Below are 15248 nucleotides of genomic sequence, written 5' to 3'. Positions count from 1 at the left end.
GGTTTTATTCTTCTATACTGTCAATTAAAATAGTTAGCATGTCAATGGCAGCTTGCGCAATTTTTGTTCCAGGACCAAAAACACCTACAGCTCCAGCATCAAATAAAAATTGATAGTCCTGAGCAGGAATTACTCCACCAACAATAACCATTATATCTTCTCTACCATATTTTTTTAATTCAGCAATTACTTGAGGAACTAAGGTTTTATGACCAGCGGCTAATGACGATATTCCTAAAATATGAACATCATTTTCTATAGCTTGTTTTGTTGCTTCAATTGGAGTTTGAAAAAGTGGACCTATATCTACATCAAAGCCTAAGTCAGCATAACCAGTAGCAACAACTTTAGCACCACGATCGTGACCATCTTGACCTAATTTAGCAATCATTATTCTTGGTCTTCTACCTTCTAACTCAGCAAATTTATCTGCTAATTCAGTAGCTTTTTTAAATAATTTATCGTCTTTTATTTCTTTACTATACACGCCTGAAATGGTTTTATGAACTGCTTTATGACGGCCGAAAATACTTTCTAAGGCGTCAGAAATTTCACCTAAAGTAGCTCTTTTTCTAGCGGCCTTTACAGCTAAGTCTAGTAAGTTTCCGTTATTTGATTTTGCACATTCAGTTAATTCAGTAAGTATTTCATCAACATCTGTTTGATTTCTTTTCGATTTTAAATCGTTTAATCTGTCAACTTGTGATTGACGCACAGCTTCGTTGTCTACTTCTAAAATATGTAAAGGATCTTCTTGTTCTAATTGATATTTGTTTACACCAACAATTATATCCTGACTGCTATCTATTTTAGCTTGCTTTTTAGCAGCAGCTTCTTCAATACGCATTTTCGGAATTCCTTTTTCAATCGCTTTGGTCATTCCGCCTAATTCTTCTACTTCTTTAATTAACTCCCACGCTTTGTTGGCTATTTCTTCAGTTAATTGCTCAACATGATAACTACCAGCCCAAGGATCTACGGTCTTAGTTATTTGTGTTTCTTGTTGTAAATATATTTGCGTGTTACGAGCAATTCGAGCAGAAAAATCTGTAGGAAGTGCTATTGCTTCGTCTAAAGCATTGGTGTGTAAACTTTGTGTTCCTCCAAAAGCAGCAGCCATGGCTTCAATTGTTGTTCTTGCAACATTGTTAAACGGATCTTGTTCTGTTAGGGACCATCCGCTTGTTTGACAATGCGTTCTTAATGCTAATGATTTTGGGTTTTTAGGGTTGAATTGTTTCACTAATTTTGCCCATAACATTCTACCTGCACGCATTTTTGCAATTTCCATAAAATGATTCATTCCTATTGCCCAGAAAAATGAAAGGCGAGGAGCAAAGGTGTCTATATCCATCCCTGCTTCTAATCCTTTCTTTATATACTCTAGTCCATCAGCTAAAGTGTAAGCTAACTCAATTTCTGCGGTTGCACCTGCTTCTTGCATATGGTAACCAGATATTGATATTGAGTTGAATTTAGGCATATTGTCAGATGTATATTTAAAAATATCTGCAATAATCTTCATTGAAGGTGTTGGTGGGTAAATGTAAGTGTTACGCACCATGAATTCTTTTAAAATATCATTTTGAATGGTTCCTGTTAATAATTTAGGATCCACACCTTGTTCTTCTGCGGCAACAATGTAAAATGCTAGGATTGGTAAAACGGCTCCGTTCATGGTCATAGAAACGGACATTTTATCTAAAGGTATTTGGTCGAATAAAACTTTCATGTCTTCAACCGAATCTATAGCTACTCCTGCCTTACCAACATCTCCTTGTACTCGTTCATGATCTGAGTCGTAGCCTCTGTGGGTTGCTAAATCAAAAGCGACAGAAAGTCCTTTTTGTCCAGCTGCTAAATTTCTTCTGTAGAAAGCATTACTTTCTTCGGCTGTAGAAAACCCTGCATATTGTCGTATAGTCCAAGGTCTACGTACGTACATTGTAGAGTAGGGACCACGTAAGTTTGGTGCAATACCCGCAACAAAGTTTTCGTGAGAAAAGTTTTTGTTTTCTACTTCTTTGTTTTCTGCTAATGCAATATTTGAAATATCTTTTCTACTCATTACTTAATCGTTCTTGTTCTAACTTTTCAGCTAGTCGTTTTTGAATAATTGGTTGAATAAGGGTTTTCTCATTTCTAATGTTAGCAAAAGGAAATAACTCTAAATCGTTTTTCATGAGATCTTTTTCATTTTGAATTTTGTTAGTTCCCAGTAAAGCTATTTCGCCTGTATCGAATTTTGCTTGCTCTTTTTCTGCAGATTCTTTTATTTTTCTTTGAATAACGCCTTCTTTTAGCTGTTTTAAAAATCCACCTCCTTTTTCAATAGACTTGAAAATTGTTAACGCATTTTGTGCTAATTGTTGCGTAATTGATTCGATGTAGTAGGCTCCGTCAGAAAAATTTTGAGCATTTGCTAATTCGCTTTCTTGTTGTAGAATTAGCAACTGGTTTCTTGAAATTCGTTCGCCAAATTCATTTGAAACATGGAAAATATCGTCGTAAGAAATATTGTTAACGGTATCAGCTCCTCCTAAAACAGCACTCATACATTCCGATGTTGTACGTAGCATATTTACATTATAATCGTATAATGTTTTGTTTCGTAAACTTGGTTGTGCAAAAATGTGTGCTTTTTGATTTTTGATGGTATACTCTTTTAAAAGAGCGTCCCATAAAATTCTGAATGCTTTTAGTTTTGCTATTTCAAAGAAATAATTGCTTCCTACTGAAAAATTAAAATGAATTTTGTTTGCTATATTACTATCAAAATGATTTAAATATTCATTTGCATGGGCAAGCGTATAGGCTAATTGCTGAGTAATATTAGCTCCTGCATTTTGATATATGGATGCATTTACACAAATAGCATTGTCGATTGAAGTAGCTATTTTTTCTAATGCTGTATGATCGTTGTTTAAGTTGGTAAACCAATTACCTGTATTGGTTAGGTTACCTATGATATCAATGTTAAAATAACAGTTTTTTGACTTTATGAATTTAGATAATTCAATAACAAAATCAGCATCTAAAAATTTAAAGTTAAAATAAAGAACAGTATTTTGTATGTTAATTTCACTTAATAAAGTTCTGTAGTTAAATTTATTTTTAGCTTTAAATTCTATTGATTTAGCACCTCTTTTTAGTGAGTCTAAAGCAAAAATATTTGCTGTTTTTTCATCTTCAATAAAAACAGACTGACATACTTTGAAACCTTCGTTGGAAGTATTTGTTTTTAACTGTGTTCGATCTTCTTTTGAGTAAAAAGGTTTAACAGTAATTCCTTCATCAGTTTTCCAAAGAAGTGTTTCGTTATAGTCAGCTCCTTTAAGGTCTGCTTGAATTTTTTGCTTCCATTCTGCAGCACTGACTTCATTGAATTCATTAAATAAATAATTACTCATTATTTCTGTATCGTATCAAATTCTATAATATAAATATCTTCATCCTCTTTCTTCATTAAGTATTTTTCACGTGCATAACGTTCTAATTGAAGAGAATCTTGGAGTTTTTGTATGGTTTCTTTATCTTTTTCAATCTTATTTTTATGATAATCTATCCAGGTTTCAAGCTCTTCTATTTCATTGTTGAACTCTCTATGTGTAATATATGAATTTTCATCAAAAAAAAGCATCCAAACAACAAATACCGTTAGGATTATAACATAGATGTTGGTTGCTATTTTAAAGGACGACTTATTTTTAATTGATTTTAAATTCATTTTATAAACGGTCGCTAATTACAGTTCTAACTATGTCTATGGCAACCGTATTGTATCGATCATTTGGTATAATAATGTCGGCGTAATTTTTTGTTGGCTCAATAAATTGTTGGTGCATTGGTTTTAAAGTACTTTGATACCTGCTTAAAACTTCGTCTATATCTCTACCACGTTCTTTAATATCTCTTCGTACACGTCTTATTAGGCGTTCGTCAGCGTCAGCATGTACAAATACTTTAATGTCGCAAAGGTTTCTTAACTCTTTACTATTGAAGATTAGAATCCCTTCAACGATAACAACCTTTCTTGGATGTGTTTTTATGGTATCTTTTGTTCTGTTATGAGCAACAAAAGAATATACGGGTTGTTCTATTATTTTATTGTTCTTTAAATCGGTTAAGTGCTGAACCAATAAATCAAAATCAATAGCTCTTGGGTGATCGAAGTTTATCTTTGTTCGCTCGTCGTACGATAAATTATCTGTTTGGCTGTAATATGAATCTTGAGAAATAACACAAACTTCGTCTTGTGGTAGTTCGTTAATTATTTGATTTACTACAGTAGTTTTCCCGCTTCCAGTTCCACCAGCAATACCGATTACAAATATATTTTTCATTGAGTTTAATTAAGATAAAAAATTACAAGACAAATTTAGGAAAATATGTGTACAAAAAAAGCGCTAACTTAAGTTAGCGCTTTTTATTTTTTGAGCCGATGGAGGGACTCGAACCCACGACCTGCTGATTACAAATCAGCTGCTCTAGCCAGCTGAGCTACATCGGCTTTTGCCTTAAAGCGCTGCAAATATAGAATGTTTTTTGATACTGCCAAAAACTTTTTTCACTTTTTTTTAGGTTAAAAACACTGTGCTTTTTTTTAGTATTTATAACTGTTTGTTTTTTAAAAGTTTGGGCTTGTTTTGTGCTAAAAAAAATATTTTATTTTTTTTAGTTAATAATTAAAAAAATGTAAAAAAGGCTATGAGATGAAGGTAGAGGTATTTTATTTAGCTTGATTTTTGAAACTAAAGATGTAAGTGAGTTTGATAGATTATGTTTAAAAGGGGGAGTTTTTTTACTGATAAAAGCATACGCTTTTAGAATAGGAATGAGAGAGATCATAAGTTTCTAAAGAAGTTTCTAAAGAAGTTTTTAAAAGAACTAATGAATTGTGTTTAAACTCGGAAATAACAAATTGCAAGAAACTATAACAAAAAACTAAAAACTAAAACAAGGATTATTATGAGTATATAAATAATTAAAAAAAGAGAAAAAATGTATTTCGAAACATTGCTAGATTTAAAGCAATTTTCAATACTAGTTAAAATTGTTGAGTAATTAAACTGTAGTTATTAATTTATATAAAGAGGAGTCCTCGCCATCAATCAGCCAAGGACTCCAATTATAAAGTTTAGTATTAATCAACTTGAAAAAAAAAATTATATACTAAACCTTTTGTAAGGTACACTATTATATATAAGTAGAGCTATATAAAGTAATTATAAAAAAACAAAACTGTAGGTTTTCACTTACGCAAAAATTAATACAAAAACGTAAAAACATGTATAGAATAATTAATGGAAAATACGCAGTTGAATTTATTAACGTCAGGAAGAGATGAAGAAGATGAGTTTAACGAAATGCAATCTTTTTTAGATACTGGGGATGTAATTACTATAGCTGAGGATATAGGAGAAGCAGAATTAGTAGTAAGAGGTTATTTATAAAACTGTAGGTTTTCAGATCCTTTAAAACTGAAAAGTTCTCTGACATAATTGTGGTAAGTAAAAAAGTATATTTTTGTATTTTTAAAATTAAAAATTATTATGAGATCAAAAATTAAGATAACTATCCTAGCTTTAATGGGAATGAGTTTAGGTGTTAATTCCCAAAATCAAACAGAAAGTTATTTTCAAATAAACGCAGATAATGGAACAGGATACGTTGCTTCTAGATTATTTCTTAAAAGTCATAACGACTACAGAGGCGCAGGTATATTTAGTACTGGGCAAACTAATAATTGGTTTATAGGGAATCCTTATACTGATCATGCAAATAGTTTTATGATTGGTGTTACGAATATAAGTGATGGAGAACAAGCAAGTGCTCAATTAAAGTACGCAAAATTTTATTTAAATAAAGATGGTGACTTGGGAATTGGAACTACGAGTCCAAATGCAAGGTTAGAGATAAAAGGTTCAGAAACAAGCTATCATCAAATGATTGTAGGTGGAGGAATTGGAGCGGCAATACAATTAGAATCAAAAAATAACACAACACAAAGACCTGTTTTGAATGGTAATAATGGTAACTTCTCTATTCAAATGTGGAAAAATCGTGGAGCTTGGAAATCTACTCCATTTCATATTGATTCAAATGGAATGATAGGGATAGGAATTAAAGATACTAAAGGTTTCAAACTTGGGGTCAATGGGAAAATAGCAGCTACAGAAATCAAAGTAGCAACTTATTCAAATTGGGCAGATTTTGTATTCAAAAAAGATTACAATTTACCAACACTTGTAGAAGTAGAAAGACATATTAAAGAAAAAGGACACCTAAAAGATATCCCAAGTGCAAAAGAAGTAGAAAAGAATGGTTTCTTTTTAGGGAAAATGGATTCTAAATTGTTACAAAAAATTGAGGAATTGACTTTGTATACTATTGAGCAAGAGAAAAAAATTAAGGTTCTAGTAAAACAATCTCAAGAGATTAAAGAATTAAAAATCTTAGTTAAAAAATTACTTGATAATAAAAAGTAAATTAAAAAATGTACTACTTATCTCAAACACCTTTTTTAAGGTGTTTTTTTATGTCAAAAGTTTAAGAAACAAATTAAAGTAAAAGTGTAGTTATAGGATGATTAAAGTGAAGCATATTTGGATAGTTTTTTCCAAATAAAATGAGTTGCAATAGAACTGATTAAACCTAATTTTAAAAATAACATATGAAAATCCATATTACTTGGTCCACAATATGTAGTTCCAGAGAAATTTGCTCTCGGAATATAGAAAAAACGAGGTAGTATAATACTATAAAATATAATGAAGACAATCAGTAGGTAAAAATCATTTATAAATAAATTATTTTCTTTTTTGAAGGAAGTAAATTTATCTGAATTGTTATAAGAATAAAAACAAAATTGGATTATTGATGTAATTAGACAAATTTGAAATGTTAAATCAAGAGACATTAAATAGATTGAGATTTTTTATCAAAAAAAAACATAATTAATTAAAACTGTAGTATGAAGAATATAAGTAAAATTTAAGCGAACCGAAGTCCGCTTAAATTTTAAATAGTTTCCCATACAAGACAACAACTAGGGTTAATTGGTACAGCACACCTAACTGCTTCTCTTGGTAAAGGAACACATAGCTCATTTACAGGAGGTAAACCATCACCACCCTTAATAGATTTTTGTTCTGATTTGTTCAAAGTTGAACCTAAGTTTGAAATGTTCTTTAACATAATTTGAGTTTTAATTTCTCAAATCTAAAAAGTAAAAAATAATAGAGTTAATAAAAAACCATAAAATAAGTAAGGATTTACCTTACTTAACTAAAATTAACAAATAACATTAAATAGTGTAGTTATGATAGATAAAGGGAGGCTAAAACCAGTCATCAAAGAAGATGGGGTAAGTGATGTAATTGTACAGTGCCATAATTAACAAGCAGTGGCATTTCAGGTAGAAGAGCTTTATGTTTGAAATGTATGGGATACTAGTGTAATTAAGCTGTAAGCTTATGAAGGCTCAAGTACCGATATTCTTTTGTTTGTCGTTTCTAAATTAATTAAGCTCTTAATTAATAGCTGTTTGTGTTTGTTTTTTTGAGGTTCATCGGTAGTGTTTTCTATAATATGAAAATGATAATTAAAAGACTTAGTATGATTTTGAGCAATTTTATTGAGACGGAATAATTTAAGACTTACAAGTAATTTTTTAATCATAGGAAATAAATGTATTAATATAGATTTTAACTTGTTCATAATCAGAAGTTTTTGTATTAATAACAATTAAAAAGTTAAAATCCCTAATTAAAAATTTTAACAAAACGAATTTTCATTATTTCATACAACGAATAAGTTTCAATTAAGAGACTTATTCGTTGTTTAACTTACTAATTATTAATGTTATATTTTATTTACTTAATAAAAGTATGAGTTTGGTAAGGTGTTCTTTGATGGAGGTTTAAGCGATATCCCCGTGACCACAATTATTCATTGTTGATTGTGTTGCTAAATCAGCGGTTGTAAAAGAACCTTGTCCTGTATCTGTATCATATGAATAATATCCGTATACATAACAATTAGTTGCATAATTGAATACATAGCCAGGCCAAGTTATAATTAATCCTTGAGGAGGGTCTTCATTAACTCCACCAGTATTTATAATGACTGAAACTTGTTCTTTTGTTTTTGTATTCACAGCAATTCTATGCTTTAAAGTTTCAGATATACTTTCTGAAGGTTCGTCAAAATTATATTCAATTGTATGAATATCCGAATATTCTAGTTTTCCATATTTATTAACAGGGCCAAATTCTAATTTCACATGAATAATTCCACTCTTAGAATTTTTGGATTCATTTTGTTTTTTTGGATGCGCAATCTCTGAATTGTATAACAGTTCTTCTGATGTTAATTGCTCTGGACTGCAGCTCATAAATAGAGCAACGAAGGCTACGGGTAATAATTTTAAAAATTTCATATTTTTTTTATTTATACATACAAGGTAAAAGAATTTCAAAGAGCATTTACTTATTTCTTTCCGTAATGACCGTTTTGGCTTCCAAAAAGTAAAAAACAAAACTGAACGTATTATTTTGAGAGTAATTCTACGGTATTATGAAAAAATAGACCAATGAAGAGCAATTCAAACAAATTGAGGAACTTGGTTTTAATAATTATAGTTAGTTTTTAGAAATTGTTAAAAACATAGTCTATTGATTTGTATTTATTATTTTCGGCTTTAAAAAAAGGCAACCATCCTAGCTGTAATTTATTATTAATAATCTCAATCATTTTTTTTGAGTGTTGTGTACGCTCATGCAATGGAGAAATTTTAGGGGCTCTTATTCTAAAACGCTTTAATTCATTTGTAGTTGGAATTTTTACAAAGTAAACAATTAACCAGTCTTTGTTTTTACGAAGTTCCGCAAGTTTATAGTCTATAAACTTGCGGAACTGGAGATTTTTAAATTTGATATTTTTTTATTACCGTCTCATTTCTAATGAATTGAGCAGTGATAAAAGATGACACATATTTGACATAAATATTTTATATTTATATGTGTAAGTGTTTGTTATTTAGCTTACTACTCTGTTTTTAGTCGGGATGAGAGGATTCGAACCTCCGATCTCACGGCCCCCAGCCGTGCACTTTAACCGGACTAAGCTACATCCCGAATTGTAAACAAATATATTTTAAAAATAAAAAGTTCTAGGGAATGCCTAGAACTTTTATCAAGAATAAATATTATAAAGAATAATAGTTGATGAAAAGTATTATTCTATCTGCTTTAATAAACGTTATAAATTATTGTTTATTGTTATGTTTAATGTTACGCAGTTAAAGGTTTACCTTTTAAACGTTTTTCAATTCGCTGTTTTACAACAGTTAATCGTTTCATAGCGTCCATTAAGGCGGCATCTTTAGTTTCTTTGTATACTTCGTTGATTTCTAATATTAAAGCTTTGGCCTCTCTTGAAGCTAATATTCTATCACTAGTAGTAATAAATTTGAACTTTCTAGTTTCAAATTCATCTGCTTTACTTATTAATTCTGAGTTCATAAAATATCTACTAATTTTAATTAAATTTTCTTTTTAGAATGAGTCTGGTAATTGATTCTAAATAAAAAGATTTATTTTTTCTATAAATAAATTGGGCGACAAATATATATTAATCTTTGATTTAACCTATAATAAATTCATCAAATTATTTTATTTTTTTATAAATTTTCTTTATATCGTAATTAAGAGTGAAAATCCACCCTTTTTTTCAATCATAGACGCTGTCTATTGAGTTAAATATAATAATTTTTAATTATTCTGTCAAATTTATTTACAGAAATTTAACAGATATCTAGCGTTTTGTTGATGATTATTCATTTAGTTATAGAAAATTATTGAGAATAAAGTATTTTTGAAGTCTAAATTGAGTTGAAGATTTTTGTAGGTTTTTTACCTTGAATCTTGATTTTAAACTGTATATATTAAATGAAGAAAGTATTATTAGTACTATTAATTGTTGTGTTTCAGTCATGTAATAGTCAAAAGAAAAGAGAAATTTTAGGGAAATCTGATTTTCAAACCGAAATGAACTCTAAATTTAAAGACGCTTCTAAATCTCCGTTAACTAAAAAAGGACTACGAAAATTTAGAGGATTGGATTTTTTTCCAATTTCAAATGCATATAAAGTAAGAGCAAAATTAAATAAAACGCCAGACGCTCCAACTTTTAATTTTCCAACTACAACCGATAGAGTTGCTGTATATAAAAAATATGGGGTAGTTTCTTTTAAGATTAATGATGAAGATTTTGAATTAGCAATTTATCAAGATGAAAATCCATCTCCAAAATATAAAGATTATTTGTTTTTACCTTTTTTAGATGATACTAATGGGAAAACGTCCTACCAAGGTGGGCGTTTTGTAGAGGTTTTAACTTCTGATGAAAATGATGATGGTACTATTACTATTGATTTTAATAAAGCTTATAATCCTTATTGTGCGTATAGCGACCGTTATTCTTGCCCTATTACGCCTAGAAGTAATTATATAAATACTGAAATTAAAGCTGGTGTTATGGCTTATAAAAAATAAAAAACCTGCATTTGCAGGTTTTTTATTTTATTTAGATGGAGGACTTAAACCTTCCTTACTATCTTGTTCTATTGCTTTTTGTAATAAGTTTAAATAGTTTTTTCGAACTTTTATTTTAGTCTCTGCATGTGCTTTCTTATTTAATTTAGAAAACATTTCTGCAATTTTTATAGCAGTAGGTAGTAAATGGTCTTCAGGAACAATTCTATCTAAGAAACCTGCTGTAATAGCATTTGTAGGAGTGTATATTTCTGAATTGCTTATGCTTCGTTCCAAATAAATAGGAGCTAAACGGGCTTTGGCTATTTCAATACCAGCATTGTGCATTGTCATTCCTATCATAACTTCGTTTAGACCAATTTTAAAATCACCTTCAGTTCCTATTCTGTAATCGGCAGATAGTAATAAGAATGCTCCTTTGGCAATTGCATGCCCGCTACACGCTATAATAATAGGAAAAGGAAACGATAGCATTCTAAGCGATAATTTTGAGCCTTTGGTTACTAAATCTAAAGCAGATTCAGGAGAGGCAGTCATGCTTTTTAAATCATAACCAGCAGAAAATATTCCTGGTTGCCCTGTTAAAATAACAACTTTCTTTTCTAGTTCTGCTTGATTTAATGCTAAATTTAAAGCCATTATTACTTCGTGCGAAATGACATTGGCTTTTCCATTAGAAATTGTAATAATTACATAATTATCTTTTGATGTATATTGAATAAGGTTATTCATGTGTTTAAATAAATTTAATTAAATGGATTCCAGCAAAAACTGCTGAAAAACCTAGGATGAAACTAGCTATTGTATAAAAAGCAAATGAAGTAAAATCTCCAGATTTTAAGAAAATATGATTCTCGTAAGCAAAGGTTGAAAACGTGGTAAAACCACCACAAAAACCAGTTGCTAATAATAAGGTATGACTTTGGCTTAAGGTTTCGTTTTTAGCAGCTAACCCTAGAATAATTCCTATTAAAAGGCTTCCTAAAACATTTGCAGCAAAAGTACCATAAGGAATTCCTGTTTCCGAATTGTTTAAAAGTTTACCAATAAGGTATCGTAAAACACTTCCAGTTCCACCACCAATAAAAACTAATACTAGTTGTTTCATATCTATGCGAAAATAATAAAACCTCACAAATTTTGTGAGGTTTTATTCATATATAGTTTTTGTGCCCTTATTTAATAGGGTAGTATATGTCTGTTTGAATTTCTGCTGGTTTTACCTTACTTGGATCATTAGCATAAAGTTCCCAAATTGGCCATTTTTGAGTAAGTTTATTTTCCTCTAAATACTCGGCTATTTTCATGTGAGCATCATAATCACCGTCACCATAGTTACCAAATTTTGAGATCATAATGTTATTTCCTGCAGGTAATTTAATTACTTCCATTCCTTTGTCAGGTGTAAGATCTTTGTTTAATAACAAGCCAATATAAAACTCTGTTTCTCCAGATGCTTCATCATATTTAGTATATACAGATCCAGGAGTATAATCACCTTCTTTTAAGCCGTTTTTAGCGGCATACATTCCTGCTTTTGGCATGTATTGCATAAATAAACGGGTCATTTCATCATGATCAATTTTAATTTTATGAGGGTAGCCAATAAAAACTTTTTCAGGAAGTTCTTCTGTTGAAATTTCACTTAAAGTAAATTTTGGAGCTTCAGGCATTGTTTCTAAAATTACTTTTTCTAAGTTGTCTAATCCTTTTTCTTCCATTGGTCCAAGCATATTGTCCCAACCTCCAGAAAGTGCTGCAAACATTTTAAATACGAATGGAGAATCTTCAGCCTTCATACCCCAAGTTACATTAGTGCCTTCGGCTACTTCTTCAAAAGTCCAATAAATATCTCCAGGATCATTGTCCATAAAAGAAATTTTTTGATCAATAGATTTGTTTTTAACTAGTGCTACTGTTTCCATTTTCCCTGGCCCGTCTTTACTGGTCCAGCTATCAGAAGCACCAACACCTACAGTTTTTTCACCATAAGTAACAACAATAGTAGTATCTTCATCGTGCCAAGGACCCCATTTTTCCCAAGTTTTTAAATCATTTACGGTATTAAAAGCATGTGATATTGGAGTTTTAATAACTTTACTTCTTTTTACATCATAACTACCAGAATAAGTGCCAATATAAATTAAGCCTATAACAATTACCGCAGCTAGAAGAAGTAGTAAGTATTTTAAGATTTTCATGATTATTGTAGTTTTGTTTATTGTAAAGTTACTGATTTTTAAATCTTTATCTTAAGGTTATATCATCAGCATCTGTCCAATTCCATTTTCCTACTATAACACCTTTTTCTACAGTAACAACACCTGGGTTAGCTCTAATTACAGTTTTTAATGCAGTTTCATCACAAAAACCAAAGGTATAAGGTAGCCCCATTTCTTTTTGAGTAGCAGCTAAATCTTCAATATAAGAAGCAGTTAAAACATAAACTTCATATCCTTTAGTTTTAGCATCTGCAGCTACTTTTGAAATAGCAGGTAATCCTTCTTTTTCTGTTTTATCAAAATTGTAAAGTATAATAAGCATTGCTTTCTCTTTAGCAAGCATATTTTCTAATTGATCTCCATCATCTGTTTCAATAGCAAAATCATGAATAGGTGGAACTTCGTCACTTCCTTCTTGATATTCCATGCCTTGGGCAATGTTTGTTCCTATAGAATATGCTCTAAAATCTATAATAGGCAAGTGATTTAAAACATGATACACAATTACTAGAGAAAAGAATATTGAAGCATACGTAGCTAATGATCCTACTTTTTTAGAAATTAAAGGCTTAATGTGTCTTAATCCTAAAATTAAAATCACAATAAAAATCATGAATACTACATTCTTGTAAAAAGTTTCTTTAGGTGTAAGCTTTAAAGCATCACCAAAACAACCACAATCGGTAACTTTATTATAAGTATAAGAGTACCATGTTAAGAATAAGAAAATTAAATTAAGGCTAAATAAACTCCAAACAGTGAATTTAGGTTTAAAACCAACAAGAAGCATCACTCCTAAAACTAATTCTGATACAATTAATAGAATAGCAAAAGGTAAAGTATAAGGTATTAAAAATTCCATATTTAATACGCCCTCACTAAAATATTCTTGGAATTTATATTGAGAACCAATTGGGTCTACCAATTTTACAAATCCTGAATAAATAAATAAAAGTCCTACTAGAACTCTTGAGATATGTGTTAAAGTTTTTAAAATCATTTTTAAGGGTTTAGGTTTAACTATCTAATTCTGAATGATGAATCAAAGCAAAAATAGCATAATTAATCATATCTTGATAATTTGCGTCTATTCCCTCTGAAACTATTGTTTTTCCTTGGTTATCTTCAATTTGTTTTACTCGAAGTAGTTTTTGAAGAATTAAATCTGTTAAAGAAGAAATTCTCATGTCTCTCCAAGCCTCACCATAGTCATGGTTTTTGTTTTCCATTAACTCTTTGGTAATTTTTATATGCTTATTGTATAAAATGGTTGCTTTTTCTGTATTTAAATCAGGCTGTTCAACAACTCCCTGCTCTAATTGAATTAAGGCCATTATTGAATAATTAATAATTCCAATAAATTCAGATTTTTCACCCTCATCTACTTTACGCTCGGTATTCTCTTGTAATTGACGTATACGCTGAGCTTTTATAAATATTTGATCGGTTAATGAAGGTAGTCTAAGTATTCTCCAAGCGCTACCATAGTCACTCATTTTTTTTGTAAACAAACTTCTACATTCTTCAACAACGGCATCGTATTGTTTGGATGTGTTTTGCATCTTCTTTATTTAAAAGTAATCGACCAAAAATAGTAAATATTACAAGCTTTTCGTTTATTTTTACTTGGAAATTTATTATGATGACAATTAATTGTAAAGGAAGTTTAATAGACCTCACTTCTCCCAAAGTTATGGGGATTTTGAATATTACTCCTGATTCTTTTTTTGATGGAGGTAAATATAAAAATGAAAAAGAGATTTTACATCAAGCAGAAAAAATGCTAAACGAAGGAGCAACATTTATTGATGTTGGAGCTTATTCCTCTAGACCTGGCGCTAAGCATATTTCTGAAGAAGAAGAATTACAGCGAATTACACCTGTAGTTGAATTATTAATAAATAATTTTCCTGAAATTATTATTTCTGTTGATTCTTTTAGAAGTAGGGTAGTGGAAGAAACTATTAATTCTGGCGCTGCAATAATTAACGATATTTCTGGAGGCTTGATGGATGGCAAAATGTTTGAAATGGTTGCAAAATTACAAGTGCCATACATTATGATGCATATGCAAGGTACTCCAATGAATATGCAAGAAAAACCAACTTATAAAGACATAGTTGTTGAAATAACTTCATTTTTTACGGATCAAATATTTAAACTTCGCCAATTAAAAGTTAATGATATTATTGTTGATGTAGGTTTTGGTTTTGGAAAAACATCAGAACACAACTATGAATTATTACAAAAATTAGCATTATTTAAAAATTTAGAGGTTCCAATTTTAACAGGTGTTTCTAGAAAATCAATGTTATATAAGTTGCTAGGTATATTACCTAAGCAAGCTTTAAATGCAACTACTGTAGCTAATACTATTGCTTTGCTAAATGGTGCTAATATTCTAAGAGTTCATGATGTGAAAGAAGCAGTTGAAACTATTAAAATAGTGGAACAATTATCATAAAATGAT

The 15248-nt window shown here is 30.1% G+C and carries 17 protein-coding genes and 2 tRNA genes; 4 read left to right on the top strand and 15 right to left on the bottom strand.

The features are described from left to right. Window positions 1–4 precede the first annotated feature (4 nt). The 5 genes from scpA to Q0881_RS09410 all read right to left on the bottom strand — a co-directional run bounded on the left by scpA (window position 5) and on the right by Q0881_RS09410 (window position 4510). On the bottom strand, window positions 5–2068 hold the full coding sequence (scpA, locus tag Q0881_RS09430; protein ID WP_299159385.1) for a methylmalonyl-CoA mutase: 2064 nt from the start codon (window positions 2066–2068) through the stop codon (window positions 5–7). Next, the gene (locus Q0881_RS09425; RefSeq protein WP_299159382.1) at window positions 2061–3410 is read right to left on the bottom strand and encodes a methylmalonyl-CoA mutase subunit beta; all 1350 of its coding nucleotides are present in this window, start codon (window positions 3408–3410) and stop codon (window positions 2061–2063) included. The genes scpA and Q0881_RS09425 overlap by 8 nt, the downstream gene beginning before the upstream one ends. Beyond that, window positions 3410–3727: a septum formation initiator family protein gene (locus Q0881_RS09420; protein WP_299159380.1), complete on the bottom strand. Its 318-nt coding sequence runs from the start codon at window positions 3725–3727 to the stop codon at window positions 3410–3412. Before Q0881_RS09420 ends, Q0881_RS09425 begins: the two co-directional genes overlap by 1 nt. A 1-nt stretch (window position 3728) precedes the next feature. After that, on the bottom strand, window positions 3729–4334 hold the full coding sequence (gene udk, locus Q0881_RS09415; RefSeq protein WP_299159523.1) for a uridine kinase: 606 nt from the start codon (window positions 4332–4334) through the stop codon (window positions 3729–3731). Window positions 4335–4436: 102 nt separating this feature from the next. Beyond that, window positions 4437–4510, bottom strand: a tRNA-Thr gene (locus tag Q0881_RS09410). A 793-nt stretch (window positions 4511–5303) separates the two neighbouring features. Between Q0881_RS09410 and Q0881_RS09405 the strand changes: the two genes are divergently transcribed. Both Q0881_RS09405 and Q0881_RS09400 read left to right on the top strand, forming a co-directional pair. After that, window positions 5304–5453 carry a hypothetical protein gene (locus Q0881_RS09405; RefSeq protein WP_299159379.1) on the top strand — a complete coding sequence of 50 codons (150 nt, stop codon included), beginning with the start codon at window positions 5304–5306 and terminating at the stop codon, window positions 5451–5453. A gap of 99 nt (window positions 5454–5552) precedes the next feature. Further along, window positions 5553–6488, top strand: coding sequence for a hypothetical protein (locus tag Q0881_RS09400; protein ID WP_299159377.1), 936 nt, complete (start codon window positions 5553–5555; stop codon window positions 6486–6488). Between the two features lie 532 nt (window positions 6489–7020). Here Q0881_RS09400 and Q0881_RS09395 read toward each other — a convergent pair. The 5 genes from Q0881_RS09395 to Q0881_RS09375 all read right to left on the bottom strand — a co-directional run bounded on the left by Q0881_RS09395 (window position 7021) and on the right by Q0881_RS09375 (window position 9524). Further along, the gene (locus tag Q0881_RS09395; RefSeq protein ID WP_299159375.1) at window positions 7021–7197 is read right to left on the bottom strand and encodes a hypothetical protein; all 177 of its coding nucleotides are present in this window, start codon (window positions 7195–7197) and stop codon (window positions 7021–7023) included. A gap of 276 nt (window positions 7198–7473) precedes the next feature. Beyond that, window positions 7474–7719: a hypothetical protein gene (locus tag Q0881_RS09390; protein WP_299159374.1), complete on the bottom strand. Its 246-nt coding sequence runs from the start codon at window positions 7717–7719 to the stop codon at window positions 7474–7476. Window positions 7720–7921: 202 nt separating this feature from the next. Further along, a complete protein-coding gene (locus tag Q0881_RS09385) occupies window positions 7922–8440 on the bottom strand; it encodes a hypothetical protein (RefSeq protein WP_299159372.1) in 519 nt (172 codons plus the stop codon). A gap of 622 nt (window positions 8441–9062) precedes the next feature. Further along, window positions 9063–9137, bottom strand: a tRNA-Pro gene (locus tag Q0881_RS09380). Window positions 9138–9293: 156 nt separating this feature from the next. Beyond that, on the bottom strand, window positions 9294–9524 hold the full coding sequence (locus Q0881_RS09375) for a hypothetical protein (protein ID WP_299159369.1): 231 nt from the start codon (window positions 9522–9524) through the stop codon (window positions 9294–9296). Between the two features lie 426 nt (window positions 9525–9950). Between Q0881_RS09375 and Q0881_RS09370 the strand changes: the two genes are divergently transcribed. Next, the gene (locus tag Q0881_RS09370; RefSeq protein ID WP_299159366.1) at window positions 9951–10556 is read left to right on the top strand and encodes a DUF1684 domain-containing protein; all 606 of its coding nucleotides are present in this window, start codon (window positions 9951–9953) and stop codon (window positions 10554–10556) included. A 27-nt stretch (window positions 10557–10583) separates the two neighbouring features. On the opposite strand, the gene Q0881_RS09365 is transcribed toward Q0881_RS09370, so the two are convergent. The 5 genes from Q0881_RS09365 to Q0881_RS09345 form a co-directional block, all read right to left on the bottom strand. Further along, window positions 10584–11288: a crotonase/enoyl-CoA hydratase family protein gene (locus Q0881_RS09365; RefSeq protein WP_299159363.1), complete on the bottom strand. Its 705-nt coding sequence runs from the start codon at window positions 11286–11288 to the stop codon at window positions 10584–10586. Between the two features lie 4 nt (window positions 11289–11292). Then, window positions 11293–11664: a fluoride efflux transporter CrcB gene (crcB, locus tag Q0881_RS09360; protein ID WP_299159361.1), complete on the bottom strand. Its 372-nt coding sequence runs from the start codon at window positions 11662–11664 to the stop codon at window positions 11293–11295. Between the two features lie 67 nt (window positions 11665–11731). Beyond that, entirely contained in the window at window positions 11732–12757 is a 1026-nt protein-coding gene (locus Q0881_RS09355) for a GyrI-like domain-containing protein (RefSeq protein WP_299159359.1), read from the bottom strand. Window positions 12758–12803: 46 nt separating this feature from the next. Next, window positions 12804–13778 carry a DoxX family protein gene (locus Q0881_RS09350; RefSeq protein WP_299159357.1) on the bottom strand — a complete coding sequence of 325 codons (975 nt, stop codon included), beginning with the start codon at window positions 13776–13778 and terminating at the stop codon, window positions 12804–12806. A gap of 16 nt (window positions 13779–13794) precedes the next feature. Next, complete coding sequence (locus tag Q0881_RS09345) at window positions 13795–14340, bottom strand: DUF1599 domain-containing protein (protein WP_299159355.1); 546 nt, start codon at window positions 14338–14340, stop codon at window positions 13795–13797. Window positions 14341–14420: 80 nt separating this feature from the next. Between Q0881_RS09345 and folP the strand changes: the two genes are divergently transcribed. Beyond that, window positions 14421–15242, top strand: a complete 822-nt coding sequence (gene folP / locus Q0881_RS09340) for a dihydropteroate synthase (RefSeq protein ID WP_299159521.1) — start codon at window positions 14421–14423, stop codon at window positions 15240–15242. The last annotated feature ends 6 nt before the right edge of the window (window positions 15243–15248 follow it).

Source organism: uncultured Tenacibaculum sp., from assembly GCF_947494125.1.
Lineage (GTDB): Bacteria > Bacteroidota > Bacteroidia > Flavobacteriales > Flavobacteriaceae > Polaribacter.
This window is presented reverse-complemented; position numbering and strand designations above follow the sequence as displayed.